Raw genomic sequence first — 25481 nt, 5'->3', positions numbered from 1 at the left:
TCGGCCAGGCCTGGCTCATCACGACGCTGCTCGCGGCCGTCGTCACCGTCCTCTGCTTCGCCGTCCGCAACCAGACCGCGCTCGTCTTCGTCACGGGCCTGGCCCTGCTCACGCTGCTGCCGATGGCGCAGCAGGGGCACGCGGCGGGAGCGAGCGGGCACGACGCCGCCGTCACGGCGCTGGGCCTGCACCTCGTCTTCGCGGCGATCTGGCTGGGCGGCCTCATCACCGTCATCGCCCTGCGGCCCCTGCTCGGCGGCTCCCGCCTGCTGCCCGTGATCGAGCGCTACTCCAGCCTCGCGCTCGTGAGCTTCGTCGTGGTCGCGGCGTCCGGGTACGTCAGCGCCGAGCTCCGGCTCGCCACTCTCGACAACCTGCTGACCGGCTACGGGATCCTCGTGCTGGTCAAGGTCGCGGCGCTGGTCGCGCTGGGCCTGTTCGGCGTGCTGCAGCGCCGCTACCTCATCGAGCGGATGCGGAAGGCCGGCGGTGTCGGCGGCCGCAGCTTCTGGTGGCTCGTCGGCGCCGAGATCGCCTTCATGGGGATCGCGTCCGGAGTCGCCGCGGCTCTCGCGCGCACCGCGACCCCGGTCGACCAGATCGCCGCGAGCCAGCTCACGGATCCGACCCCGGCCCAGCTGCTGACGGGCGAGCCCCTGCCGCCGCCCGCGAGCGCGATGAACTTCCTCACGCTCTGGAACATCGACCTGGTCTGGCTCCTGGTCTGCTCCTTCGCCATCGCGTTCTACGTCGCCGGAGTGGTGCGCCTGCACCGCCGCGGCGACCGCTGGCCCCTGCACCGCACGATCCTCTGGATCGCGGGCATGCTCCTCCTGGCCTACATCACGAACGGCGGGGTGAACGCGTACGAGAAGTACCTGTTCAGCGCCCACATGCTCTCGCACATGGTCCTCACCATGGCGGTGCCGCTGCTGCTCGTCCCGGCGGCACCGGTCACGCTCATCGCCCGCGCCGCCGCCCGCCGCACCGACGGCTCCCGCGGTGCCCGCGAGTGGGTGCTGCTCGCCGTGCACTCGCGCTTCGCCACCGCGATCTCGCACCCGATCGTCGCCGCGCTGCTGTTCGTCGGGTCGCTCTGGGGCTTCTACTACTCCCCGCTGTTCCGCTGGGCCACCACGGACCACATCGGCCACGAGTGGATGATCGTCCACTTCCTGATCACCGGGTACCTCTTCGTCAGCGTCCTGATCGGAGTGGACCCGAGCGTGCACCGCGTGCCCTACGCGATGCGACTCCTGCTGCTGCTGGGCACCATGGCGTTCCACGCCTTCTTCGGCCTCGCGCTGATGACGGGGGAGGGGCTGCTCCTCGCCGACTGGTACGGAGCGATGGGCTGGGGCACGTCCGCGCTCGCCGATCAGCAGGCGGCCGGCGGCATCGCGTGGAGCATCGGCGAGATCCCCACCCTCGCGCTCGCGATCGTCGTCGCGATGATGTGGAGCCGCTCCGACGCCCGCGAGACCAAGCGCCGCGACCGCCAGGCCGACCGCACCGGAGAGGCCGAGCTCACGGCCTACAACGACCGCCTGGCCGCCCTCCAGAAGCGCGGCTGATCCGCGCCCGGGCCCCGGGTCCCGGCGGCCCGCGGGTACAGTGGAGCGGTGACTCAGCCGACCCTCTCCGACGAGCAGCAGCGGGTCTTCGACCTCATCGAGAACACGCGCGAGCACCTGTTCGTCACGGGTCGCGCGGGCACGGGCAAGTCCACCCTGCTCAACCACCTGAGCTGGAACACCGACAAGCAGATCGTCATCTGCGCCCCCACCGGCGTCGCGGCGCTGAACGTCGGCGGCCAGACCATCCACTCGCTCTTCCGACTGCCGATCGGCGTCATCGCCGACTCCGACCTCGACCAGCCGCCCGAGCTGCGCAAGCTCCTCAACACCATCGACACGCTCGTCATCGACGAGATCTCCATGGTCAACGCCGACCTGCTCGACGGGATCGACCGCAGCCTCCGGCAGGCGCGGCAGCGGCGCTCCGAGCCGTTCGGGGGCGTGCAGGTCGTCCTCTTCGGCGACCCGTTCCAGCTCGCACCCGTTCCCGGCGATCCGGAGGAGCGCGCCTACTTCGCCGACCGCTACCGCTCGCTGTGGTTCTTCGACGCCCTCGTCTGGCAGGAGGCACCGCTGCGGATCGTCGAGCTCGGCCGGATCCACCGGCAGAGCGACGAGCGCTTCAAGTGGATGCTCAACGCGGTCCGCTTCGGCATGGTGACGAAGGAGATCGCCGACGTGCTGAACGCCGCGGGCGCGCGGACGCCTCCGGCGGACGACGCGATCACGCTCGCGACCCGCAACGACACGGTCAACCGCATCAACCAGGCGGCGCTCGCGCGGCTGAAGGGCCCGCTGAAGACCGCCTCGGCCGAGATCAGCGGCGACTTCGGCGGGCGCGCCTATCCGGCGGACCAGAACCTCGAGCTCAAGATCGGCGCGCACGTGATGTTCCTGCGCAACGACTCCGAGCAGCGCTGGGTGAACGGCACGATCGGCCGGGTGACGAAGGTCGCGGGGACGGTGTGGGTCGAGGTGGACGGCGAGGTCCACGAGGTCGAGCCCGCGACCTGGGAGCGCTACCGCTACTCCTACTCCGCCGCGACGAAGAAGCTCACTCGCGAGATCGTCGCCGAGTTCGCGCAGTTCCCGCTCCGCCTGGCGTGGGCGGTCACGATCCACAAGTCGCAGGGCAAGACCTACGACTCCGCCGTGGTCGACCTCGGGCAGCGCGCCTTCGCCCCCGGGCAGACCTACGTGGCGCTCAGCCGCATCACGAGCCTCGAGGGGCTCTACCTGACGCGGCCGCTCCGGCCGAGCGACATCATCGTCGACAAGGACGTGCTGCGCTTCATGTCCGAACGGCGAGCCGAGCCGGCCGCCGTCGCGGAGGCGTCCGCGGACTGACGCCCCGCGGAGGACGTGGGAGCAGGGGCCTCAGGCCGCCGCGCAGGTCCGGGCGAGATCGCGGAACAGCTCCGTCGTCAGCCGGTACGCCTCCGCGACCTCCGCGATGACCCGCTCGCGCTCCTCCTCGTCCCAGCCCGCGGCGTCGAGCTGCTCGCGGTAGGTGGCGCGGAAGGCCGACGGTGCGGCGATCTCGCCGAAGAGGAAGAAGCCGACGCCGTTGGTCTCGAAGCCGAACCGCCGCTGCAGCAGCCCGCGGACGATCGCGCAGCCGGAGAGGTCGCCGAGGTAGCGCGTGTAGTGGTGGGCGACGAAGCCGCCGCTCCAGCCCGAGGCCACGGTGCGGATCCGGTCGACGTAGGCGCTGGTCGAGGGCAGCGGGCGGATGCGCTCCCGCCAGTCCTCGCCGACGAGGAAGCGCAGGTCCTCCGCGATCGCGGGGAGCCGGGTGAGCTTGGCCGAGAGGAAGGGCTCCGCGACGGGATCGCCGGCCATGTCCTCCGCCACGGCCTCGAGGGCCTCGTAGACGAAGTAGTGCTGCGAGATGAGCGCGATGTAGTCGTCGCGGCTGCCGGAGCCGGTCATCAGCGAGGTCATGAAGGCGGCGCCCTCGTCGTCCGCGCCGGACTGCCCGATGCGCAGGCGCAGGGCCTCGGAGAACGGGATGACGTTCGACACGGTGGCCTCCCTCGGCGATTGAGGTCTGCCTTACCTTAGCCGAGCGGAGCCGCTGGGACCAGAGGCGTCAGTGCCCGTGTCCGCCGTCGACGACGGAGTGCATCATCCCGCCCATGTCGCCCGACCCGCCCGAGGAGGCGGCCATGGCGGGGGTGGCGAGGGCGGAGACGGTGAGCGCGCCGGCCAGGAGCCCGACGAGAGCTCGCGACGGGGAGACGGCCTTCTCCTCGACGCGCGGAGAGCGGAGCGAGACGGCCACCACGGCGACCGCGATCAGCTGGAGGACCGCGGCCGCCAGCGCGGGGAGGGGCTCGGCGAGTGCGCCGAGGGCCAGAGCGAGGGCGAACGCCGCCAGGGAGGCGACCGCGACGACCAGCGCGGAGCGCAGCACGACGATCCGGCCGCGTGCCAGGACGAGGACCGCCCAGAGGATCTCGACGGCACCGAGCACTCCGATCACCGGGGCCTGCACGCCCTCGCCGCCGGCGGCGAGCGAGAGGTGGACGAGCCCGGCGCCGAGTCCGGCGAAAGCGGCGTTGCAGCGGGCCACGGTGGTCATGGCGGCTCCTTCGCTGGATCGGGGAAGAAGAGGAGGCCCCGGATCGACACACCGCATCGTGTCGTCCGGGGCCGTTCAGTCCGTCCGCCGCGGAAAACGGCGGGCCCACGGCGGACGGAGTAGAGGGGGGCGGCGGGTGCCGCCCGGGTCAGGCGGTGGCGGCGGTGCGCGTCCTCGCCGTCTTCTCGGTGCCGAGTCCGACTCCCAGGAGCACCAGCGCGCTGGCCAGGTGCAGGAAGTGGTCGGCGGTGTTCAGCGCCAGCACGTTCAGGGCGGTGTCGACCAGGAAGAAGCCGACGATGCCGAGCAGCAGGTACACCGCTCCGACAATCACGTTGACGGTCTTCGCCGCGGCGACGGTCGACAGGCCCGCGATCAGCAGCGCGCCTCCGATGAGCAGGTGGGCGATGTTGTGCAGCGGGTTCACCTCGAAGACGCCGAGCAGGAGCCCGCCTTCGGTCGAGAGGAACTGCACGCCTCCGGTCACGACGAAGCCGAGGAGCCCGACGACGACGTAGACGGCTCCGAAGAGAGTCGCCAGCAGTCGATTGGGGGATCTGCGCATGGTCTCTTACCTCCTTCGAGCAGCGCCTCTGCGCTGTACTCCCTCTCTTCGTAACCCGGCGCCTGCCGGTTTGGGAACGGGGTGGACTCCGCCGGTCACGGTCAGGACACGAATCGCGATCGCGCGCTCAGCGGCCCTCTCCGGCCCGACGGAGCCCCCGTACAGTGGTGCCGTTCGCAGACGACGGGGGAGTCGCACGGCATGGGATCTCGCAGACGGACGCGGACGGGACTGCTCGTCGTCCCGGTCCTCGTGCTCGCACTGGCCGGCTGCACGCCCGCCGCCGCCTCGCGCGTGGCGGAGGCGCCCGCGCAGGCGGCGTCGGAGGAGCTCGCCTCCGCCCTGTCGGGGTTCCTCGACGAGACGGTCGGCGTCGCCGGCGCGACCGGAGCGGTCGCCGGGGTCTGGTCGCCGTGGGGCGGCAGCTGGGAGGGCGCGGTCGGCTGGGAGTCGGACGAGCGCACCACCGCCCTCACCACCGACGCGCACCTGCGGCTCGGCACCGGCGGCACCGAGGCTATGACCTGCGACGTGGTCCTCGCCCTCGCCGACTCCGGCCGGGTCGACCTCGACGCCGACGTCGGCGAGACGCTGCGCTCCCTGCCCGGCATCGACGGCCTCACGCTGCGCGAGCTCTGCACGCACACCTCCGGCCTGGCCGACTTCCGCTCGGCGCTCTGGCCGACCGTGCTCCAGAACCCCCCGCGGCAGTGGCCGACGCTCGAGCTGCTCGCCGCGGCCCAGGTGCGCGGCGCCTCGGCCGAGCCCGGAGCGGCGTGGTCCGACTCCGCCACCGGTCCGCTGCTCGCCGGCATCGTCGCCGCGCAGGTGACCGGTCGGAGCATCGGGGAGCTCTACGACCAGTACGTGGTGCCGCGGTACGGGCTGCGCAGCACGGAGCTGCCCGGCGCCTCCGAGGTCGACCTGCCCGCTCCGTCCCCCCGCGGCTACGCGGTCGCGCTGGACCCGGCGACCGGGGAGAAGCGCTGCGACGTGCGGCTCGACGTCACCGCCGCGTCCCCGTCCGCGCTCGGCGCCGCGGGCGGAGCGCTGACCGATCTGGAGGACCTCCGGCGGCTGGCGACGGGTCTCGCGGCCGATCCCGCGGGCGACGCCATGTGGCGGGACCCGGTCGTCCAGGGCCAGGGCCGCGCCGACTACCTCCGCGCCGGGCTCGGGGGGCACGAGGCGGGACCCCTCCGCGGCTTCTCGGGTCTCGCGCCCGGCTTCGTCACCGCGGCCTACTCCGACCCGGTCTCGGGCCTGACCGTGGCCGTCTCGATCAACAGCTCGACGCCTGGCGGCGACTTCGCCGCGACGGTCGCCCGCACCCTGGCAGCCATCGCGGTCGAGCAGGGAGCCGCGGCGGGAGCCGAGGGCCTGCCCCGGCTCCCGTGGACGGCCGACGGCGAGCGCGGCGCCGTGCAGGGGACCCCGACGCGCTGCTGATCCGGCGGCGCCCTACTCTGGTGCCATGCCGATCACTCCCGACACCAAGGACTGGACCTGGGTCCTCGAGCGCCCCTGCCTCGAGTGCGGTTTCGACGCCTCGCTCGTCGACGCCGACGAGGTCGCCGAGCTCATCCGCGAGAACGCCGCCGCCTGGCCCTACGTGCTCGACCGCGACGACGCGGCGGGCCGGCCCGACGACGAGACCTGGTCGCCGCTCGAGTACGCCGCGCACGTGCGCGACGTGCACCGCATCTACCGCACCCGCGTGCAGCTGATGCTCGCCGGCGACGACCCGCTCTACCCCAACTGGGACCAGGACGTCACCGCCGTGGAGGAGCGCTACGACCAGCAGGACCCCGCGACGGTCGGCCGCGAGCTGGTCGAGGCGGCCGAGCGCATCGCCGAGGTGTTCGACTCCGTCGCCGGCGCCCAGTGGCAGCGTCGAGGCCGCCGCAGCGACGGCGCGGCGTTCACGGTCGACACGATCGCCCGCTACTACCTGCACGACGTCCAGCACCACCTGCGCGACGTGCAGGGCTGAGCTCAGGTGTCGATGAGCTGCGGATTGAGGAACGAGAGCGTCCGCGCGTAGGCGAGCGCCGCGGAGGCGGGGCTGACCGCGTCGCGCAGGTTGCCGTTCGCGAAGTGCCGCTGCGTGTCCGGGTAGGTGTGCGCCGTGACCGGCGTCCCCGACTCCTTCAGCCGCCCGACGAACGACTCCGGGTCGTCGCCCGCGGGCCACTCGTCGCTCTGCGCGTAGTGCAGGAGGGTGGGGCACGGGACCAGCACGTGCTCCTCCGCACCGAGGGTGGCGTAGTACGCGACCACCGCGTCCACGAGCCCGGTGCCCGCGGCGAGCAGCCCGAGGCGGCCGCCGAAGCCGAAGCCGATGACGGCGCTGCGCGGCGCCCCGGCCGCGACTCCGGTGCCGACCGCCTCGGCGACGGCGGCGAGGGTGCGGTCCTGCGCGGCCATCGCGGCGAGGTCGCGCGCGTCCTCCGGGGCGAGCGTGGCCCAGCCGTCGTAGAGGTCGGGCACGAGCACGTGGTAGCCGTGCTTCGCCACGGCCTCGGCGAACGGCTCCAGCCACGGCAGGCGCCCGAACACGTCGTGCAGCACGACCACCACGGGCCGGCCGGGGTGCCCGTACTCGAGGGCGACGCCCGGCGACGGGATCTGGACGAGCTCTGTCACCCCTCCACCCTGCCCTCTGCGTCCCGCGATCCCGCGCGCTGCCGCGGATCCGCCCGGCGTGTCGCGTCGAAACGCCGCGCGGGCGCCTCACCGCTCCGCGCGGCCGTGCGGCTCCAGCGGCAGGACGACCTGCTCGCGCAGGTGCTCGTAGACGACCGAGGTGCGCACGTCGGCGACCTCGCGGCGCTGCGTCAGCTCGTCGATGACGAAGGCGTAGAGGTCCTGGTTGTCGCGAACGGCGACGTGGATGATGAAGTCCTCCGAGCCGGAGGTGACGAACACGCCGACCGTCTCGTCGAGGCCGGCGACCCAGTCGCGGAAGGCCTCGATGATCTCGCGCGACGGCGGACGGATGCGGACCGCGATCAGCGCCTGCACGCCGCGCCCGAGGGCCGCGAAGTCGAGAGTGAGCGTCGCGCCGGTGATGACGCCGCGTCGCCGGAGGCTCCTCGTGCGGTCGAGGGCGGTGGTGGGCGAGACGTGCACGGCGGCTGCGAGGTCCCGGTTCGTGATCCGTGCATCCGACTGCAGGACCTGCAGGATCCGGACGTCGAGTTCGTCGAGTGCCGCTCCTGGGCCGTTCTGCTGGTCGTTCATACGGAGATCCTGCCGAAGGGGAGCCCTCCTGCCTACTCTTCGTGACGTCACTGCGCACGAACCGAGGAGCAGCATGACCATCCCCGCCCCCGACGCCGTCTGCTTCCACCCCGACGAGATCGACACCGCCGCGCCCACCCGCTCGGCCCGCCTCAAGTGGGTGGTCGTCGTCGACGAGTCCCTCCCCGCCGGCCGCGCCGTGAACGCCGCGATCTGCGTGGGCGCCGCGACGGCCGCGCACGTCGCGGGACTGCTCGGACCGAGCTCCGCCGACGCGTCCGGATCGCTGCATCCCGGTCTGCCGTGGGCCGGCTGCACGGTCCTCGCCGCCGACGCGGCGACCCTGCTCGCGATCCGCGCGAAGGCCGAGGCGCACGACGGGACGTTCGTCGCCGACATGCCCGCGTCCGCGCAGGCCACCCGGGTGTACGACGAGTACCGGGAGGCGGTGGCGGCGAGCGGCTCCGACGAGCTGCAGTACCTCGCGGTCAGCCTGGTGGGGCCGAGGAACCGGATCGACAGGATCGTCGGGCGGCTGCCGCTGCTGGGCTGACGGATACCGCGGGGCTGCCGGACGCCGCTGCAGCGCCGGAGGAGGAGCCGCTCGCATCGGGCCGGAGGACCGGCCGCAGACGAGGGGAGAGGAGAGCGAGTGACGGGAATCGAACCCGCGCCATCTGCTTGGGAAGCAGAAGTTCTACCATTGAACTACACTCGCGCGGCGCCGCTCGAGCGCACAAGGACATCGTAGCAAGGCCCGGAGCCGGCCCATGCCCCCGGGTCGCGCCACGCCCTAGGATCGCAGCGTGCTCCTCTCCGACCGCGACATCTCGCTCGAACTCGCCTCCGGCCGCGTGGGGCTCGCCCCGCACGATCCGTCGATGCTGCAGCCGTCGTCCGTCGATGTGCGCCTCGACCGCTTCTTCCGGCTGTTCGACAACCACCGCTACCCGTACATCGATCCGGCCGAGGACCAGCCCGAGCTGACCCGCCTGGTCGAGACGCCGCAGGGCGAGCCGTTCATCCTCCACCCGGGAGAGTTCGTGCTCGGCTCGACCTACGAGGAGGTGTCGCTGCCGGACGACGTCGCGGCGCGCCTCGAGGGCAAGAGCTCGCTCGGACGGCTCGGGCTGCTGACCCACTCGACCGCCGGGTTCATCGATCCGGGCTTCACCGGCCACGTCACCCTTGAGCTCAGCAACGTCGCGACGCTCCCCATCACGCTCTGGCCGGGGATGAAGATCGGCCAGATGTGCTTCTTCCGCCTCAGCTCGCCCGCCGAGAAGCCCTACGGCTCGGCGGAGTACAGCTCGCGGTACCAGGGCCAGCGCGGTCCGACCGCGTCGCGCTCGGCGCTCGGCTTCCACCGCACGGACGTCTACACCGACTGACGCCGGCGCAGGGATCAGGGCGCGGGCGTCAGCCCAGCAGGCGGGGGAGCTGCAGCACGAGCCAGGGGGAGAACGCCCAGGGGGTCGAGCGGACGGCGGCGAGCGTCGCCTCGGCGTCGACCCACTCGTAGTCCATGACCTCGTCGAGGCGCGGATCGAGGGCGTCGCGGGTCGACAGCGTCGCCGTGTAGACGGGGCAGATCTCGTTCTCGACGACGCCGGACGCGTCGACCGCGCGGTAGCGGAAGTCCGGCAGGGCGACCTCCAGAGTGGCCAGTCGGGCGCCGAGCTCCCGCTCGGCCCGGCGGACGACGGCGTCCTCGATCCGCTCGCCCGGGGCGGGGTGCCCGCAGAAGGAGTTGGTCCAGACGCCCGGCCAGGTGCGCTTCTCGAGCGCGCGGCGGGTCACCAGCAGCGCGCCGTCCGGGGAGAAGACGTGGCAGGAGAACGCGAGGTGCAGGGGGGTGGCCGTGTCGTGCACGGTCGCCTTGTCGGCGACCCCCACGGCGTTCCCGGCCTCGTCGAGGAGGACCACCTGCTCGATCTGGTCCGTCTGCACAGTGGCGGCTGGCGAAGTCATACCCGCAAGTCAAGCACGCCGCAACACATCAGCCGGCTTATCGTCCTGGTTCTCCCCTTTGTTAGCCTTCCCACGTGGATACGCGCGACCCCGTGGTTCTGTCCCGGTTGAGGCAGGAGCACGTCGATGCCGTCCTGGACAGGTTCTTCTCGTTGGCGAGGTCCCGGGCGGTGCGTCTCGGACCCCGCTACCTGACCCTCTGGCAGACGCTGGAGGCCAACACCCGCGGCGGCAAGCGCTTCCGCCCGCTGATGGTGATCTCGGCGTACGAGGCCCACGGCGGCCAGGATCCGGAGGCCGCCGCCCATCTCGGCGCGGCGTTCGAGCTGCTGCACACCGCGCTGATCGTGCACGACGACGTGATCGACCGCGACTTCGTGCGCCGCGGCGGCCCGAACGTCTCGGGCAGCTACCGCGACGAGGCGACGACCGCGGGGCTCTCCATCCCGATCGCCGAGCACCGGGGCACCTCGGTGGCCGTGATCGCCGGGGACCTCGCCCTCACCGGCGCCCACCGCCTCGTCGAGGGCGTCGGCGCCTCCGACGGCGTGCGGGCCCGCCTGCTCACCCTGCTCGACGAGGCCGTCTTCGCCTCCGCCGCGGGTGAGCTGGCCGATGTGGACTTCTCCCTCATGCCGGGCATGCCCTCGGTCGACGAGGTGCTCGAGATGGAGCGCCTCAAGACGGCCGTCTACTCGTTCGAGGCGCCGCTGCAGGCCGGAGCGATCCTCGCCGGGGCCTCGGACGCCGCGGTGGACGCCCTCGGCGAGTTCGGCCGCTGGATCGGCATCGCCTACCAGATCGTCGACGACCTGCTCGGGGTCTTCGGCTCGGAGGGGCAGACCGGCAAGACCACGCTGGGCGACCTCCGCGAGGGCAAGCGCACCGTCCTCATCGCCCACGCGGCCGGCACGGACTGCTGGCCCGACATCGAGGCGCTGATCGGCGACGAGCACCTCGCGCCCGAGACCGCGGAGAAGGTGCGCGGCATCCTCGAGGAGTGCGGCGCCCGCAGCTACGCCGAGGGGCTCGCGAACCAGTTCGCAGACCGCGCCTGGGCGGCGCTGGAGACGCCCGCGGTGTCGGAGGCCTTCCGCAACGAGGTCCGCCCGCTCGTGGCCAGCGTGGTCGGGCGCACCCGATGAGCGCTGTCCGCCACGCGCGGATGCGTGCGACGATGCGCTCCGCCCGGCCGTGCCCCCGTACGGTGGCACGATGAGCCGCCAGAGCGAACTGTACGACCGCGTCGCGCACGAGTCGTCCGCGCAGGTGATCCGCCGCTACTCCACCTCCTTCGGGCTGGCCACGCGCCTGCTCTCCCCGGGCGTCCGCGAGCGGGTGGAGGACGTCTACGCCCTCGTGCGCGTCGCCGACGAGATCGTCGACGGCGTCGCCGAGGAGGCCCGTCTCGATCGGGCCGCGGTGGAGGAGTCCCTCGACGCCTTCGAGGCCGAGACCGAGCGCGCGCTCGCCTCCGGCTACAGCTCCAACCTCGTGATCCACGCCTTCGCTCGGACCGCGCGGGCGACCGGATTCGGCACCGAGCTCACCCGGCCGTTCTTCGCGTCGATGCGCGCCGACCTCCGCGAGACCGAGCACACCCCCGAGTCCTTCGAGGCCTACGTCTACGGCTCCGCCGAGGTCGTCGGGCTGATGTGCCTGCACGTGTTCCTCGCGGCGCCGGACGCGGGGCTCGTCTCCGAGGCCGCCCGCGAGCGGCTCGTGGCCGGAGCGCGCCGCCTGGGGGCCGCGTTCCAGAAGGTCAACTTCCTCCGCGATCTCGCCGCCGACGTCGACGGCCTCGGCCGCAGCTACTTCCCCGGAGTCGACCCGCGGGCGTTCTCCGAGCGCGACAAGGCCTCGCTGCTCGCCGACCTCGACGACGACCTCGCTGAGGCCGCCGCCATCGTGCCCGAGCTCCCGCGCTCGAGCCGGCGCGCGGTCCTGCTCGCCCACTCCCTCTTCGCCGCCCTGGCCGACCGGATCCGCGCGACGCCCGCCGAGGAGCTCCTCCGCGCCCGCGTCAGCGTGCCCACGGCCGCCAAGGCGGCGCTCGCGGCGAAGGCGGCCGTGTCGACGCTGGGCCCGCGCTTGGGCCCCGGCCCCGTCCGCGCGACCCGCTCGAGGACCGGCCCGCACCGCGCCGTCGTCATCGGCGGCGGGATCGGCGGACTCGCCTCCGCCGCGCTGCTCGCGCGCGACGGCTACGACGTGACCCTCCTGGAGGCGCGCGAGGCCGTCGGCGGCCGCGCCGGCTCGTGGGAGCACGAGGGCTTCCGCTTCGACACCGGTCCCTCCTGGTACCTGATGCCCGAGGTGTTCGACCACTTCTTCCGCCTGATGGGCACCAGCGCCGAGGAGCGCCTCGACCTCGTCACGCTCGACCCCGGCTACCGGGTCTACAGCGAGGGCGTCGACGAGCCGATCGACGTGCTCGCCGACCTCGAGTCGAACCTCGCGCTCTTCGAGAGCATCGAGTCCGGAGCGGGCGAGCGGATGCGCGCGTACCTCGACTCCGCGCGCGACACCTACGAGATGGCCAAGCGCCGCTTCCTCTACACGAGCTTCTCCTCCTTCCTCCCGCTGCTGCGCCGCGACGTGCTCAGCCGGACCGGGAGACTCGGCCGCCTGCTGCTCACGCCGCTCGACACGTTCGCGGCGACGGCGGTCACCGACAACCGGCTGCGCCAGATCCTCGGCTACCCGGCCGTCTTCCTCGGCTCCTCGCCGTTCGCCGCGCCGAGCATGTACCACCTGATGAGCCATCTCGACCTCGCCGACGGCGTGCTCTACCCGATGGGCGGATTCACGAAGCTGATCGAGGCGGTCGCCGACGTCGCCGAGGAGGCCGGCGTCACCGTCCGCACGTCCTCGCCCGCGACGCGGATCCTCACCGCCCGCTCGCCCCGCGGCGGACGCCGCGGCGCCGAGGTCGTCGGAGTCGAGTTCATGGGCCCCGACGGCACGGAGCGGATCCCCGCCGACCTGGTCATCAACGCCTCCGACCTCTTCACCACCGAGCAGTCGCTCCTCCCCGAGGAGCTGCGGACCTACCCGCCCGCCTACTGGGAGAAGCGCGAGCCCGGCCCGAGCGCCGTCCTCGTCCTCCTGGGCGTGCGCGGGGAGCTGCCCGAGCTCGAGCACCACACCCTGCTCTTCACGAAGGACTGGCGCGACAATTTCGACAAGATCTTCGGCGAGCACCCGACCGTCCCCGATCCCGCGTCGATCTACGTCTGCCGCCCGAGCGCGACCGACGCGAGCACGGCTCCGGAGGGGCACGAGAACCTGTTCGTGCTCGTGCCGATCCCGGCCGACACCTCGATCGGCCACGGCGGAGTCGACGGCGCGGGCGACGCGCGCGTCGAGGCCATCGCCGACCAGGCCATCGCGCAGATCGCCTCCTGGACCGGCGCGACCGACCTGGCCGAGCGGATCGTCGTCCGCCGCACCATCGGCCCGGCCGACTTCGAGAGCGACCTCGGCGCCTGGCGCGGCTCGATGCTCGGACCGGCCCACGTCCTCTCGCAGAGCGCCTTCTTCCGCGCCGGGAACGTCAGCAGGCACGTCGACGGACTGCTCTTCGCCGGCAGCTCCACGATCCCCGGCATCGGCCTGCCGATGTGCATCATCAGCGCCGAGGTCATGCTCAAGCGCGTGCGCGGCGACGTGTCGACCGAGCCGCTGCCCGTGCGGGAGGCGCCGTCGGCTCCGGTCGCGCCCGTCGCCGTGGGGGAGTAGGCGTGGGGATCCTCTACCTGCTCGCGCTCCTCGTCTCGATCACCGGGATGATCGTGCTCGACCGCCGCTTCCGGCTGTTCTTCTGGGCGGACGCGCGACGCGCGGCGATCGTGCTGCCCGCGGGAGTCGCGTTCTTCCTGGTCTGGGACCTCGTGGGGATCGGCCTGGGCGTCTTCTTCCGCGGTGAGACCTCCTACATGACCGGCCTGCAGATCGCGCCGGAGCTCCCGGTCGAGGAGGTCCTCTTCCTCACCCTGCTCTGCTACCTGACGATGGATGTGCACGGCTTCCTCTCGCAGCGCGTCTCCCGGCGAGCGGAGGCGCGCGCGTGACCTACCTCCTCCTCAACGCCGTGTTCCTCGCGGTGGTGCTGGTGCTGCTGCTGCTCGCGCTGCGCCGACGCGTCCTGCGCCTGCCCGCCGTCCTCGGCACCCTCGCCGTGCTGCTGGTGATGACCGCCGTGTTCGACAACATCATGATCGGAGTGGGCCTGCTGGTCGCCTACGACGACGACCTGATCTCGGGCATCCGGATCGGTGTCGCTCCGATCGAGGACTTCGCCTACGCGATCGCCGCGGCCCTCGCCCTCCCGGCGCTCTGGAAGCTCCTGCCCTCGCGTCGTCGGAGCGAGCCGTGAACCGGCTGCGCGCGCTGTTCGTCTCGAGCCGCCCGCTGAGCTGGGTCAACACCGCCTACCCGTTCGCGGCGGCGTACCTGCTGACCACCCGCGAGATCGACCTCGCCTTCGTGCTCGGCACGATCTACTTCCTCATCCCCTACAACCTCGCGATGTACGGGATCAACGACGTCTTCGACTACGAGTCCGACCTGCGGAACCCCCGCAAGGGCGGCGTCGAGGGCGCCGTGCTCGACCGGAGCGAGCACCGCGCGACGCTGATCGCGGCGGTGGCCACGAACGTGCCGTTCCTGGTGGCGCTCGTGCTGCTCGGATCCCCGGTCTCGTGGCTGGTCCTCGCGATCAGCGTCTTCGCGGTGATCGCCTACAGTGCGCCGGAGCTCCGCTTCAAGGAGCGCCCGTTCGTCGACTCGCTGACCTCGGCGACCCACTTCGTCAGCCCGGCCGTCTACGGGATCGCCCTCGCGGGCACCGTGGTCACCGGACCTCTCGTGGCGCTGCTCGTGGCGTTCTTCCTCTGGGGGATCGCGAGCCACGCCTTCGGCGCGGTGCAGGACATCCTGGCCGACCGGGCGGGCGGCATCGGCTCGATCGCGACCGTGATCGGAGCGAAGGCGACCACGCGCTTCGCCATCGCCGCCTACGTCGCGAGCGGCCTGCTCCTGCTCCTGCTGCCCTGGCCGGGGACCCTCGCGGCGATCCTCGCGGTGCCGTACGCGGTGAGCATCTGGCCGTACCGGTCGCTCGAGGACGCCGAGGCGGAGCGGGCGAACGCGGGCTGGAAGCGCTTCCTCGCGCTGAACTTCCTGACCGGCTTCCTCGTCACGCTCCTGCTGATCGTGTTCTGGATCGCCACGGTCTGATCCTCGGCCATGGCGCGCGGGGAGGGGCCTCGCCAGCGTCTCCGCGGGCCGGGCCCCGTCAGTCCCGGCGGGCGGGCGGCGCGAGCCGCGGCTCCGGCACGACGGGGGCGGTCGCCGGCGGGCGGCGCACCGGCAGGAGCAGCACCAGCCCCACGGCGAGGACGAGGACGAGCCCGAGGATGCCCCAGTACTGCACGTTCGCCTCGCCGCTGCCCGAGACGGCCGCGGCGATCGAGACGGCGGCCGCGAAGGCGGCGGGCGCGAGGAACGAGGCCGCCCGCCCGGTGGTCGCGTAGAGGCCGAAGATCTCGCCCTCGCGTCCCTCCGGGATGAGGCGGGCCAGGTAGCTGCGGCTCGCCGACTGCGCCGGGCCGACGAATAGGCACAGCAGCAGGCCGAAGATCCAGAACACCGTGCTCCCCCCGTCGTGCAGGACGAAGACGGCGGTGCCGCAGACGACCAGGCCGATGAGCGAGGCGACGATCACGGCCTTGGGGCCGATGCGGTCGTCGAGCGCGCCGACCGAGATGGTCGCCACTCCGGCCACGACGTTCGCGGCGATGGCGAACAGGATCACCTCGCCGGCGTCGAAGCCGAAGGTGCCCTGCGCCAGCACGCCGCCGAAGGTGAAGACCCCGGTGAGCCCGTCGCGGAACACCGCGCTGGCGATGAGGAAGGCCACGGTGCTGCGGCTCTCGCGCCAGAGGGCGGCGACCTGCGCGAAGAGCGCGCGGTAGGAGGCGATCACGCCGACGCGCTCCGCCCGGCTCGCGCGCGCCGGCGTCTCCGGCACCGCGACCAGCACAGGGAGGGCGAAGACGGCGAACCACACGCCGGCGACCAGGATCGAGACGCGCACGTCGAGGCCGTCGTCCCCCGTCACTCCGAAGAGCCCGACCTCGGGCGAGATGAAGCCGAAGTACACGATCAGCAGCAGGACGATCCCGCCCACGTAGCCCATGCCCCAGCCGAAGCCGGAGACGCGGCCGATGGTCGCCCGGGTCGAGACCTGGAGGAGCATCGCGTTGTAGTTGACGCTCGCGAACTCGAAGAAGACCGTGCCGACCGCGAGCAGTCCGAGTCCCAGCCAGAGGACGGCCGGGTCGGGGCGCACGAGGAACATCAGCAGGATGCAGAGGACGACGACGGCGGAGTGGATCCCCAGCCAGAGGCGGCGGCGCCCGCCGAGGTCGGCCCGGCGGCCGGTGATCGGCGCGATGACGGCGACGACCACGCCGGCGGCGGCGAGGGACCAGCCGAGCGCGGCCGAGACTCCGCTCGAGGTGCCGAAGAGCCCGTCGGTGGTCAGGTAGACGGTGAAGACGAAGGTGGTCACCACCGCGTTGAAGGCCGATCCGCCCCAGTCCCACAGGCCCCAGGCGAGGACGGGCCAGCGGCCGGTGCGCGTCGTCATGGGCCCACCGTAGGGGGAGGAGGTGAACGGCCGGAAGCGGCGGGACCCGCGAGTCTGAGAGTTGAGCCGATGCGACTCAACTTCTCGCCTCCGGACTTGACGCGAGACGACGGATGCGTAAACTTGAGCGTGCGGGGCTCAACTCCCGCAGAGGATTCCGCACCACCCGTCAACTGACCGGCAGCCGCCCGCGCGACGCCGATCGCGAAGGAGAACAACGCATATGTCCCGTGCCGTAGGCATCGACCTGGGAACCACCAACTCTGTCGTGGCCGTCCTCGAGGGAGGCGAGCCCACCGTCATCGCCAACGCCGAGGGCTTCCGCACCACGCCGTCCGTCGTGGCGTTCACCAAGGACGGGGAGGTGCTCGTCGGCGAGACCGCGAAGCGCCAGGCCGTCACCAACGTCGACCGCACCATCGCGTCGGTCAAGCGCCACATGGGCACCGACTGGACCTTCGGCGTGGAGGACAAGAAGTACACCCCGCAGGAGATCTCGGCCCGCATCCTGGGCAAGCTCAAGCGCGACGCGGAGCAGTACCTGGGCGACAAGGTGACCGACGCGGTCATCACCGTCCCGGCCTACTTCAACGACGCCGAGCGCCAGGCGACCAAGGACGCCGGCGAGATCGCCGGCCTCAACGTCCTGCGCATCATCAACGAGCCCACCGCGGCCGCGCTGGCCTACGGCCTCGACAAGGGCAAGGAGGACGAGCTCATCCTCGTCTTCGACCTCGGCGGCGGAACGTTCGACGTCTCCCTCCTCGAGGTGGGCAAGGACGACGACTTCTCGACCATCCAGGTCCGCGCGACCTCGGGCGACAACCGCCTCGGCGGCGACGACTGGGACCAGCGCGTCGTCGACCACCTGGTCAAGCGCTTCAAGGACTCGACCGGCGTCGACGTCTCGAAGGACAAGATCGCTCGCCAGCGCCTCAAGGAGGCCGCGGAGCAGGCGAAGAAGGAGCTCTCCTCGAGCACCTCGACCAGCATCCAGCTGCCCTACCTCTCGCTCACCGAGAACGGTCCGGCGAACCTCGACGAGACGCTCACCCGCGCCAAGTTCGAGGAGCTCACCAGCGACCTGATCGAGCGCACCCGCAAGCCCTTCACCGACGTCATCGCCGAGGCGGGCGTCAAGGTCGAGGACATCGCTCACGTGGTCCTCGTCGGCGGCTCGACCCGCATGCCGGCCGTCGCCGAGCTCGTCAAGAAGCTCACCGGGGGCAAGGAGCCCAACAAGGGCGTCAACCCGGACGAGGTCGTCGCCGTCGGCGCCGCGCTGCAGGCCGGCGTCCTCAAGGGCGAGCGCAAGGACGTCCTCCTGATCGACGTGACCCCGCTCTCGCTGGGCATCGAGACCAAGGGCGGGATCATGACGAAGCTCATCGAGCGCAACACCGCGATCCCGACCAAGAGGTCCGAGACCTTCACCACGGCCGACGACAACCAGCCGTCCGTCGCGATCCAGGTCTTCCAGGGCGAGCGCGAGTTCACCCGCGACAACAAGAACCTGGGCACGTTCGAGCTGACCGGCATCGCGCCGGCCCCGCGCGGCATCCCGCAGGTCGAGGTCACCTTCGACATCGACGCCAACGGCATCGTCCACGTGTCCGCGAAGGACAAGGGCACCGGCAAGGAGCAGTCGATGACGATCACGGGCGGCTCGTCGCTGCCCAAGGACGACATCGACCGCATGGTCCGCGAGGCCGAGGAGCACGCCGCCGAGGACAAGGCCCGCCGCGAGGCCGCCGAGATCCGCAACAACGCCGAGACCCTGGCGTACTCGATCGACAAGCTGATCAAGGACAACGAGGACAAGCTGCCCGAGGACGTCAAGTCCGAGGTGCAGGGAGACGTCGACGCGCTGAAGACCGCGCTCGCCGGCGACGACGACGCGGCCGTCAAGACCGCGTTCGACGCCCTCAACGCCTCGCAGACCAAGATCGGCCAGGCGATCTACTCCCAGGACCAGGCCGCGCAGAGCGCCCCCGCGGACGCTCCGGCCGACGGTGACAAGAAGGACGACGAGGACATCGTCGACGCCGAGGTCATCGACGAGGACGAGCCGAAGGACACGAAGTAGCCATGGCAGCCGAGAACGAGCCCCAGGACCTCCCCGAGGAGCAGCCGGCCACCGGCGGCGAGGCGGGAGCCGAGGCGGCGCAGGACGCCCAGGACCAGGAGGGCCTCATCGAGGCCGAGGGGCCCGACGTCGAGACCAGCCTCTCGGACGCCGACCTCTCGTTCCTCTCGGGACAGTCCAGCGCCGAGACGCTCGCGGCCGAGCACCTCGCCGACCTCCAGCGGGTGACCGCCGAGTACGCGAACTACCGCAAGCGAACCGAGGCCAACCGCCAGGTCGACAAGGAGCGCGCGATCGGCGACGCGGTGAAGGTCATCCTGCCCGTGCTCGACGACCTCGACCGCGCCGAGAAGCACGGCGACCTCGCCGAGGGCGGGCCCTTCACGGCCATCGCGCAGAAGCTTCGCGGCGGAGTGGAGAAGCTCGGCCTGGTGAAGACCGGCGCCGTGGGCGACCTGTTCGACCCGAACATCCACGAGGCGATCTTCCAGCAGCCCACCCCCGGCGCCGAGACCTCCACGGTCGCGGACGTCGTCGAGGCGGGCTACTACCTCGGAGGCTCGCTGCTGCGGGCCGCCAAGGTGGTCGTGGCAGTCCCCGCCGACTGACCCCGCCACCGGCACCACCACCGCGGAGGACCCCGCCCCGCTCGGCAGCACGCTGCCGGACCGGGGCGGGGTCCCTCGCCGCATTCGACACAGGAAGAGGCACATGGCCAGCCAGGATTGGTTCGACAAGGACTTCTACAAGGTCCTCGGCGTGTCCAAGGACGTCTCCGCCGCGGACCTGAAGAAGACCTACCGCAAGCTCGCCCGCCAGTTCCACCCCGACTCCAACCCGGGGGACGCGAAGGCCGAGGCGCGCTTCAAGGAGATCAGCGAGGCGTACACCGTGCTCTCGGACGCTGAGCAGCGCAAGGAGTACGACCAGATCCGCGCCATGGGCGGCGGAGCGCGCTTCACCGCGGGAGGCCAGCCCGGAGGGTTCGACGACGTCTTCGGCGGCATGTTCGGCCAGGGCGGGCGCACCTCCTACAGCACCCAGCAGGGCCCGCCGCCCGGCTTCGAGGACATCCTCGGCGGCATGTTCGGCGGCGGAGGCAGCCGCTTCGGCCAGCCCAGCGGCGGCTACCGCGGCTTCGGCGGCCCGCAGAAGGGCGCCGACGTCACCGCCAGCACCACCATCGACTTCCGCACCGCGACCCGGGGTGACACCGTCCAGCTGCAGACCGGCGACGGGCGCACCCTCTCGGTGCGCATCCCGGCCGGCGTGGCCGACGACCAGAAGATCCGCGTCCGCGGCAAGGGCCGCCCCAGCCCGGACGGCGGCGATCCCGGCGACCTGGTGCTCACCGTCTCGGTCCGCAAGCATCCGGTGTTCGAGCGCGACGGGCTGAACCTGCGCGTGACGGTCCCCGTGACCTTCGTCGAGGCCGTCTTCGGCGCGACGATCGAGGTGCCGACCCTCGGCGGCGAGCCCGTCAAGCTCCGGGTCGCCGCAGGCACCCCGAGCGGCCGCGTCCTGCGCGTCAAGGGCCGCGGCGTCACGACCCCCAAGGGCACGGGCGACCTGCTCGCCGTCCTGCAGGTCGCCGTCCCGAGCCACCTGTCCGCCGCCGCCCGTGAGGCCCTCGAGGCCTACGCCGCCGCCGAGCCGGACGAGGACCCGCGCGAGGACATCCTGGAGAAGGCCCGCTACTAGCACCGGATCGGCGCGACCGGTCGGAGGAGGAGACATGGACGAGAACACGCCCGTCTTCGCGATCGCCGTCGCCGCCGAGCTGGCGGGGATGCACCCGCAGACCCTGCGGCAGTACGACCGGCTCGGGCTCGTGAGCCCGACCCGCACCGCGGGCAAGTCGCGCCGCTACTCGATGCGCGACGTGGTGCAGCTGCGCGAGGTCGCCCGGCTCTCCTCCGAGGGCGTCTCTCTCGAGGGCATCGCGCGCATCCTGCAGCTCGAGAACCAGGTGCAGTCGCTCTCGCAGCGGGTGCGCGAGCTGGAGTCGGCGCTCGCCGATGAGCTCCTGAACCGGCCGGGCCGCCGCGTGTTCGCCGCCGGACTCGAGGGGGACGTGGTCACTCTGCGCCACGGCACGCGCGCGCAGCGCCGGACCGAGCTGGTCGTCTGGCGCCCCGCGCCACGATCAGAGGCCGACGACGACGCCACGCCCTGAACGAGGGGTAGCCTGACCGGGCGCCGCCCCGTCATCGCGGCGCCCGTCCCTCCGCTCGGGGCGGAGAGCAGGAGGACCGCCGTGGACCACGACAGCAGCACCCCGCGCGACGAGCGCGACGCCCGCCGGGAGCAGGCCGCCCAGGAGCAGGCGTCGGACGCCTCGCGACAGGAGCAGGCCCCGGACGCCACGCGCGCGTCCCGCAGGACGCCCGTCGTCCCCGACAACGGGTTCTCCCGCGAGTCCTACGCGATCCACGCCGCCCGCAGCGACCTCCCCCTCTTCTCGGATGCGCTGAACGCCGGCCGCGACGACTCCGGCTGGCTGTCGTCGCTCTCGAGCACCCTCGCCGGTCCCACCGGGCCGGTCGGCTCCCCGGACTCGGCCGCCGAGACGGCGCAGGCCGCGCTCGACCGCCGCACTCGCCGTCGGAGCGACGAGTCCGACTCCTGAGCCGCGGCTCCGGCTAGTCGCGCAGGCGCGTCGCGGCCATCCGGGCGTCGACCAGGCGGCCGCCACTGAGGCGGGCGAGGATCACGGAGCCGAACGGCAGCGCGCGCACGAGGGGCAGGCCCTCGACCCGTTCCTCGTCCGTGTAGCCGAGGAGGACGTACATCCCGACCACGGCGATCGCGGCGATCGTCGCGACCCGCGCCGGGATCTGGTCTATCGTGCCGCCTCCGCCGTCGATCGGCTCGGCGAGCGTGACGCACATGAGGAAGATCGACGCGTAGACCGCCAGGTGCACGTGGGAGCGGCTCCACGGGCGCGCGAGCGCGGCGATCGGCAGGATCCAGAGGGCGTACCAGGGGTGGATGGCGGTCGACGCCGTCACGAACGCGAGCAGCGCACCGGACAGGCGGGCGAGCGGATCGATGGAGCGCCGCGACAGCATGAGGCGCGCAGCGATCAGGCCGGCGAGCCCGAGCGCGAGGATCTTGACCACGGCGATCGCCGCGGCGGGGTCGTGACCGGTGAACTCGACGGCGCGGGAGACCGAGACCGTGACGAACGACATCGGCGCGTACCAGTGCAGAATCGAGCCGGGCACGACCATCGCCGCGACCCAGCCGACCCCGACGCCCGCGAGCAGCCCGACGGCGACCACGAGGCCGAGCGCTCCGGCGCCCGTCCAGAGCCAGCCGCGGGTGCGCTCACGCCACGTCGCGTCGTGGCGCAGCCACAGGAGCGCGAGCACGGGGAGCGCGATCACGGCGATCGGCTTGATCGCGATCGCTCCGGCCATCAGCACGACGGCGGCGATGCGCCGGTCGGTCTGGGCGTAGTAGAGCGACGCGAGGATGAGCGCCAGCATCACGGAGTCGTTGTGGCCGGCGACGACGAAGAGCACGAGGGTCAGCGGGTTGGCGACGATCGTCCAGGCGGTGAGCGGGACCGAGAGGCCGCGCAGGCGCGCCAGGCGGAGCGCGTAGACGGCCATGACGCCCACGCCCGCGACCGACACGGCGCGGAGCATCGCGATCGAGAGCTCCGGTGCGCCGTAGCCCGCGAACTGCACGGCGGTGCGCTCGATCAGGAGGTAGAGGGGCCCGTAGGGCGTGGGTGTGTCGGCCCAGAGCGGGTCGACGCCGAGGTCGAACCAGCCCGGGAGCGTCGCGACGCCGTGGGTGTAGGGGTCGATGCCCTGGGTCATCAGGCGACCCTGCGCCACGTAGGAGAACATGTCGTGGCTGAACAGCGGCACCGTCACGAGGAGCGGAGCGGTCCAGGCGAGGGCCGCCACCACGATGGTGCGGACGGAGCCGGGGCCCGCCGCGAGAGCGACCGTGCGCAGGCGGAGCCACGCGATCAGCAGCAGCATCCCGCCGCCCACGACGAGGGCGCCGCTGGACTCGGTGAGCCAGCCCGTGGCGCGGATCGAGGCGACGAGAGGCCAGTCGCGGATGGGCGAGCCGGCGGGCAGGTAGCCCACGCCGAGCGAGCCGAGGAGGATCGCGATCGAGCCCAGCAGGCCCGTCGCCAGCGGTGCGGCCTCCATGAAGCGGAGCCGCGGTCGGCGCTGCCGTCCCGTTGCCCGGGCCGTGTCCGGCCGCTCGATCGTCCCCCGTGAAGCCATCGGAGCCACGCTAAAGGATGGGACTCCGAAGTGCATGGACGGCCGGTGAACGGTTGATCAGTCGGCGCTCAGGTTGTACAAGGACCCGCACGCGCACCGATCAGGGCAGGCGCGGCACCGGGGCCGGCTCCGCGAAGCGCAGCTGGTTGCCGAACGGATCGATCACGTCGAGCGCGAAGCCGAACGGCGTGCGGGTGATCCGCGGGTTGAGGTAGGGGTACGCCTTCGCGTCGAGCTCGGCGTGCAGTTCGCGGACACCGCGGAGGGCGACGTGCACCGCGGCGCCGGGACTGCCGTCGCGGTGGTGCTCGCTGAGGTGCAGGCGGAGCCCCGAGCGCGACACCTGCAGGTAGAGGGGGGCGTCGAGCGCGGCGCGGTGCTCCCAGTCCACCTCGAAGCCGAGGTAGTCGACGTAGAACTCGCCCGCCTTGGCGACCGAGAAGATCCGCAGGATGGGCACGGCCGCCTCCAGCCGGACCGGCTCGAGCCGGTCCGGCTCCTCCGCGCTCGACCGGTCCCGTGCACGCCGTCTCGTCTCCACGCCACGAGGCTAGCCGCCCCGCGGTCGGCCCGGCGCCGGCGGGTCAGTCGACGAGATCGAGAGCGCGCAGCAGCCGGAGGGTCTCGACCCCGGCGGGCGGGCAGCGGCCCGCATCGGAGCCGTCGACCCAGTGCAGCGAGTCGATCTCGCCGCTCGGGCGCGCCTCCCGGTCGAGCTCGGCGGCGAAGACGCTCATGTGGACCTCCCGCCCCTCCGGCTCGCCGTGCGCCTGGGTGCGGACGGTGAACAGGGGCTCGAGGCCGAGCGCGACGGCGCCGAGCTCCTCGCGGGCCTCGCGGGCCGCCGCCTCGATCCCGCTCTCGCCCTCGTCGACCTTGCCGCCGGGGAGGTAGAGGACGTCGCGGCCCCGCGCCGTGACCATCAGGACGCGCCGGTCGCGGAGGACGGCGACGGCGGACACGACGATCGGCGGGAGGGTGCTCATCCGCTCATCATGCCCGCCGCGGGCGGACCGTCGCGGCGCCCCCGCGGCTACCATGGGGGCACACCAGAAGGACGCGCGCAGCCGGCGCGCGCCGGGGCCCCGTGCGCCCGAACAGCTGAGGAGCAACCCGTGGCAGAACCCACCACCCTCGACAAAGTCATCACCCTCGCGCAGCACAGGGGATTCGTCTTCCCCTCGGGTGAGATCTACGGGGGCACCCGCTCCGCGTGGGACTACGGGCCGCTCGGCGTGGAGTTCAAGGAGAACATCAAGCGCCAGTGGTGGAAGACCTTCGTGCAGGGCCGGGGCGACGTCGTCGGCCTGGACTCCGCGGTCATCCTGCCCACGGCGATCTGGCACGCCTCGGGACACGTCGGCGTCTTCTCGGACCCGCTGACCGAGTCGCTGATCACCCACAAGCGCTACCGCGCCGACCACCTCTTCGAGAAGTACGAGGAGGTCAACGGCCACCCGCCCGTGAACGGCCTCGCCGACATCCCGGACCCGGAGCACCCCGACAAGGTCGGCCAGTGGACCGAGATCAAGCAGTTCTCGGGCCTGATGAAGACCTACCTCGGCGTCGTCGACGACGAGTCGGGGCTGCACTACCTGCGTCCCGAGACCGCCCAGGGCATCTTCACCAACTTCGCGAACGTGCTGCAGAGCGCCCGTCGCAAGCCGCCCTTCGGCATCGGCCAGATCGGCAAGGCGTTCCGCAACGAGATCACCCCCGGCAACTTCATCTTCCGCACCCGCGAGTTCGAGCAGATGGAGCTCGAGTTCTTCGTCGAGCCCGGCACGGACGAGGAGTGGCAGGAGACCTGGATGCAGCTCGCCTGGGACTGGTTCGTCGGGCTCGGGATGAACCCCGAGAACATCCGGCAGTACGAGCACCCGAAGGACAAGCTCTCCCACTACTCCAAGCGCACCGTCGACATCGAGTACCGCTTCAGCTTCGCCTCGGGCGAGTGGGGCGAGCTGATGGGAGTCGCGAACCGCACCGACTACGACCTCAAGACGCACATCGAGCACTCGGGCAAGGACCTCTCGTTCTTCGACCAGAACAAGAACGAGCGCTACGTGCCGTTCGTGATCGAGCCGTCGTTCGGCCTCACCCGCGCGCTCATGGCGTTCCTCGTCGACGCCTACGAGGAGCAGGAGCTGCCGCCGAACGCCAAGGGCAAGGTCGAGACGCGGACCGTGCTGCACCTCGACCCGCGCCTGGCGCCGGTGAAGGTGGCCGTGCTGCCGCTCTCGCGCAACGAGGCCCTCTCGCCGCTCGCGCGCCGCGTCGCCGACCAGCTGCGCCAGCTCTGGAACGTCGACTTCGACGACTCCGGAGCGATCGGCCGCCGCTACCGCCGCCAGGACGAGATCGGCACCCCGTACTGCGTGACCGTCGACTTCGACTCGCTCGAGGACGACGCCGTGACCGTCCGCGACCGCGACACGATGAAGCAGGAGCGCATCCCGCTCGAGCAGCTCGAGTCGTACCTCTTCACCGGGCTCCGCGGGGCCTGACGCTCCTCCCGGGACGCCGCCGACCGGACGGGCCGGCGGC

At 72.1% G+C, this 25481-nt stretch carries 27 protein-coding genes and 1 tRNA gene; 17 read left to right on the top strand and 11 right to left on the bottom strand.

All coding sequences use genetic code 11. The features are described from left to right. Positions 1–1574, top strand: a 1574-nt coding sequence (locus C5C82_RS06045) for a cytochrome c oxidase assembly protein (protein ID WP_104354778.1), incomplete at its 5' end; no start/stop codon positions are given. A gap of 48 nt (positions 1575–1622) precedes the next feature. Further along, the gene (locus C5C82_RS06040) at positions 1623–2924 is read left to right on the top strand and encodes an ATP-dependent RecD-like DNA helicase (RefSeq protein ID WP_104222908.1); all 1302 of its coding nucleotides are present in this window, start codon (positions 1623–1625) and stop codon (positions 2922–2924) included. A 30-nt stretch (positions 2925–2954) separates the two neighbouring features. Here C5C82_RS06040 and C5C82_RS06035 read toward each other — a convergent pair whose 3' ends face one another. The 3 genes from C5C82_RS06035 to C5C82_RS06025 all read right to left on the bottom strand — a co-directional run bounded on the left by C5C82_RS06035 (position 2955) and on the right by C5C82_RS06025 (position 4726). Further along, positions 2955–3602, bottom strand: a complete 648-nt coding sequence (locus C5C82_RS06035; protein ID WP_104226125.1) for a heme oxygenase (biliverdin-producing) — start codon at positions 3600–3602, stop codon at positions 2955–2957. Positions 3603–3669: 67 nt separating this feature from the next. Then, positions 3670–4161, bottom strand: a complete 492-nt coding sequence (locus tag C5C82_RS06030) for a hypothetical protein (RefSeq protein WP_104354777.1) — start codon at positions 4159–4161, stop codon at positions 3670–3672. A 148-nt stretch (positions 4162–4309) separates the two neighbouring features. Beyond that, positions 4310–4726, bottom strand: a complete 417-nt coding sequence (locus C5C82_RS06025; RefSeq protein WP_104354776.1) for a DUF4383 domain-containing protein — start codon at positions 4724–4726, stop codon at positions 4310–4312. A 201-nt stretch (positions 4727–4927) separates the two neighbouring features. On the opposite strand from C5C82_RS06025, the gene C5C82_RS06020 reads away from it, so the two are divergent. Next, positions 4928–6175 (top strand): serine hydrolase, encoded by a 1248-nt coding sequence (locus C5C82_RS06020; protein WP_104354775.1) that lies wholly within the window; start codon positions 4928–4930, stop codon positions 6173–6175. Between the two features lie 25 nt (positions 6176–6200). Further along, positions 6201–6719 (top strand): DinB family protein, encoded by a 519-nt coding sequence (locus tag C5C82_RS06015; RefSeq protein ID WP_104354774.1) that lies wholly within the window; start codon positions 6201–6203, stop codon positions 6717–6719. 2 nt (positions 6720–6721) lie between these two features. Here the strand turns inward: C5C82_RS06015 and C5C82_RS06010 are convergent, their stop codons facing one another. Together C5C82_RS06010 and C5C82_RS06005 are read right to left on the bottom strand one after the other, a co-directional pair. Beyond that, the gene (locus tag C5C82_RS06010) at positions 6722–7372 is read right to left on the bottom strand and encodes a dienelactone hydrolase family protein (protein ID WP_104237610.1); all 651 of its coding nucleotides are present in this window, start codon (positions 7370–7372) and stop codon (positions 6722–6724) included. Between the two features lie 87 nt (positions 7373–7459). Beyond that, positions 7460–7969, bottom strand: coding sequence for an Lrp/AsnC family transcriptional regulator (locus tag C5C82_RS06005; protein WP_104255349.1), 510 nt, complete (start codon positions 7967–7969; stop codon positions 7460–7462). A 73-nt stretch (positions 7970–8042) separates the two neighbouring features. Here C5C82_RS06005 and C5C82_RS06000 point away from each other — a divergent pair, with 73 nt between their 5' ends. Further along, positions 8043–8522 (top strand): DUF2000 domain-containing protein, encoded by a 480-nt coding sequence (locus C5C82_RS06000; protein WP_104354773.1) that lies wholly within the window; start codon positions 8043–8045, stop codon positions 8520–8522. Between the two features lie 94 nt (positions 8523–8616). Here C5C82_RS06000 and C5C82_RS05995 read toward each other — a convergent pair. Next, positions 8617–8687 (bottom strand) — tRNA-Gly (locus C5C82_RS05995). Between the two features lie 88 nt (positions 8688–8775). On the opposite strand from C5C82_RS05995, the gene dcd reads away from it, so the two are divergent. After that, positions 8776–9360 carry a dCTP deaminase gene (gene dcd, locus C5C82_RS05990; protein WP_104354772.1) on the top strand — a complete coding sequence of 195 codons (585 nt, stop codon included), beginning with the start codon at positions 8776–8778 and terminating at the stop codon, positions 9358–9360. Positions 9361–9388: 28 nt separating this feature from the next. Here dcd and idi read toward each other — a convergent pair whose 3' ends face one another. After that, positions 9389–9940 (bottom strand): isopentenyl-diphosphate Delta-isomerase, encoded by a 552-nt coding sequence (gene idi / locus C5C82_RS05985; protein ID WP_104354771.1) that lies wholly within the window; start codon positions 9938–9940, stop codon positions 9389–9391. A gap of 170 nt (positions 9941–10110) precedes the next feature. Between idi and C5C82_RS05980 the strand changes: the two genes are divergently transcribed. From C5C82_RS05980 to C5C82_RS05965, 5 genes are all read left to right on the top strand, one after another. Continuing rightward, a complete protein-coding gene (locus C5C82_RS05980) occupies positions 10111–11085 on the top strand; it encodes a polyprenyl synthetase family protein (protein WP_244229492.1) in 975 nt (324 codons plus the stop codon). Between the two features lie 70 nt (positions 11086–11155). After that, positions 11156–13681, top strand: a complete 2526-nt coding sequence (gene crtI, locus C5C82_RS05975; RefSeq protein ID WP_104354782.1) for a phytoene desaturase family protein — start codon at positions 11156–11158, stop codon at positions 13679–13681. A gap of 2 nt (positions 13682–13683) precedes the next feature. Then, positions 13684–14013: a lycopene cyclase domain-containing protein gene (locus tag C5C82_RS05970; protein ID WP_104267176.1), complete on the top strand. Its 330-nt coding sequence runs from the start codon at positions 13684–13686 to the stop codon at positions 14011–14013. Beyond that, the gene (locus C5C82_RS17465; RefSeq protein WP_181134404.1) at positions 14010–14318 is read left to right on the top strand and encodes a lycopene cyclase domain-containing protein; all 309 of its coding nucleotides are present in this window, start codon (positions 14010–14012) and stop codon (positions 14316–14318) included. Before C5C82_RS05970 ends, C5C82_RS17465 begins: the two co-directional genes overlap by 4 nt. Then, the gene (locus C5C82_RS05965; RefSeq protein WP_181134403.1) at positions 14315–15181 is read left to right on the top strand and encodes a prenyltransferase; all 867 of its coding nucleotides are present in this window, start codon (positions 14315–14317) and stop codon (positions 15179–15181) included. The genes C5C82_RS17465 and C5C82_RS05965 overlap by 4 nt, the downstream gene beginning before the upstream one ends. A gap of 58 nt (positions 15182–15239) precedes the next feature. Here C5C82_RS05965 and C5C82_RS05960 read toward each other — a convergent pair whose 3' ends face one another. Then, positions 15240–16595, bottom strand: coding sequence for an MFS transporter (locus C5C82_RS05960; protein WP_104354769.1), 1356 nt, complete (start codon positions 16593–16595; stop codon positions 15240–15242). 223 nt (positions 16596–16818) lie between these two features. On the opposite strand from C5C82_RS05960, the gene dnaK reads away from it, so the two are divergent. The 5 genes from dnaK (at position 16819) to C5C82_RS05935 (ending at position 21310) form a co-directional block, all read left to right on the top strand. Beyond that, positions 16819–18681 (top strand): molecular chaperone DnaK, encoded by a 1863-nt coding sequence (gene dnaK / locus C5C82_RS05955; protein ID WP_104222890.1) that lies wholly within the window; start codon positions 16819–16821, stop codon positions 18679–18681. Between the two features lie 2 nt (positions 18682–18683). Further along, positions 18684–19289, top strand: coding sequence for a nucleotide exchange factor GrpE (locus tag C5C82_RS05950; protein ID WP_104222889.1), 606 nt, complete (start codon positions 18684–18686; stop codon positions 19287–19289). A gap of 103 nt (positions 19290–19392) precedes the next feature. Beyond that, entirely contained in the window at positions 19393–20382 is a 990-nt protein-coding gene (locus tag C5C82_RS05945) for a DnaJ C-terminal domain-containing protein (protein WP_104222888.1), read from the top strand. A 34-nt stretch (positions 20383–20416) separates the two neighbouring features. Continuing rightward, the gene (locus C5C82_RS05940; protein WP_104222887.1) at positions 20417–20857 is read left to right on the top strand and encodes a heat shock protein transcriptional repressor HspR; all 441 of its coding nucleotides are present in this window, start codon (positions 20417–20419) and stop codon (positions 20855–20857) included. Positions 20858–20938: 81 nt separating this feature from the next. Beyond that, complete coding sequence (locus C5C82_RS05935; RefSeq protein ID WP_104316993.1) at positions 20939–21310, top strand: hypothetical protein; 372 nt, start codon at positions 20939–20941, stop codon at positions 21308–21310. 13 nt (positions 21311–21323) lie between these two features. Here C5C82_RS05935 and mptB read toward each other — a convergent pair whose 3' ends face one another. From mptB to C5C82_RS05920, 3 genes are all read right to left on the bottom strand, one after another. Continuing rightward, positions 21324–22934, bottom strand: coding sequence for a polyprenol phosphomannose-dependent alpha 1,6 mannosyltransferase MptB (gene mptB / locus C5C82_RS05930; RefSeq protein WP_146085957.1), 1611 nt, complete (start codon positions 22932–22934; stop codon positions 21324–21326). 100 nt (positions 22935–23034) lie between these two features. Beyond that, positions 23035–23475, bottom strand: coding sequence for a glyoxalase superfamily protein (locus C5C82_RS05925; protein WP_208543318.1), 441 nt, complete (start codon positions 23473–23475; stop codon positions 23035–23037). A gap of 43 nt (positions 23476–23518) precedes the next feature. Continuing rightward, positions 23519–23920, bottom strand: a complete 402-nt coding sequence (locus tag C5C82_RS05920; RefSeq protein ID WP_104292211.1) for an NUDIX domain-containing protein — start codon at positions 23918–23920, stop codon at positions 23519–23521. A gap of 129 nt (positions 23921–24049) precedes the next feature. On the opposite strand from C5C82_RS05920, the gene C5C82_RS05915 reads away from it, so the two are divergent. Further along, the gene (locus C5C82_RS05915; RefSeq protein ID WP_104226140.1) at positions 24050–25441 is read left to right on the top strand and encodes a glycine--tRNA ligase; all 1392 of its coding nucleotides are present in this window, start codon (positions 24050–24052) and stop codon (positions 25439–25441) included. Positions 25442–25481: the final 40 nt, after the last annotated feature.

The organism is Rathayibacter sp. AY1D5, from assembly GCF_002932515.1.
In the GTDB taxonomy this organism is placed as follows: Bacteria; Actinomycetota; Actinomycetes; order Actinomycetales; family Microbacteriaceae; genus Rathayibacter.
This window is presented reverse-complemented; position numbering and strand designations above follow the sequence as displayed.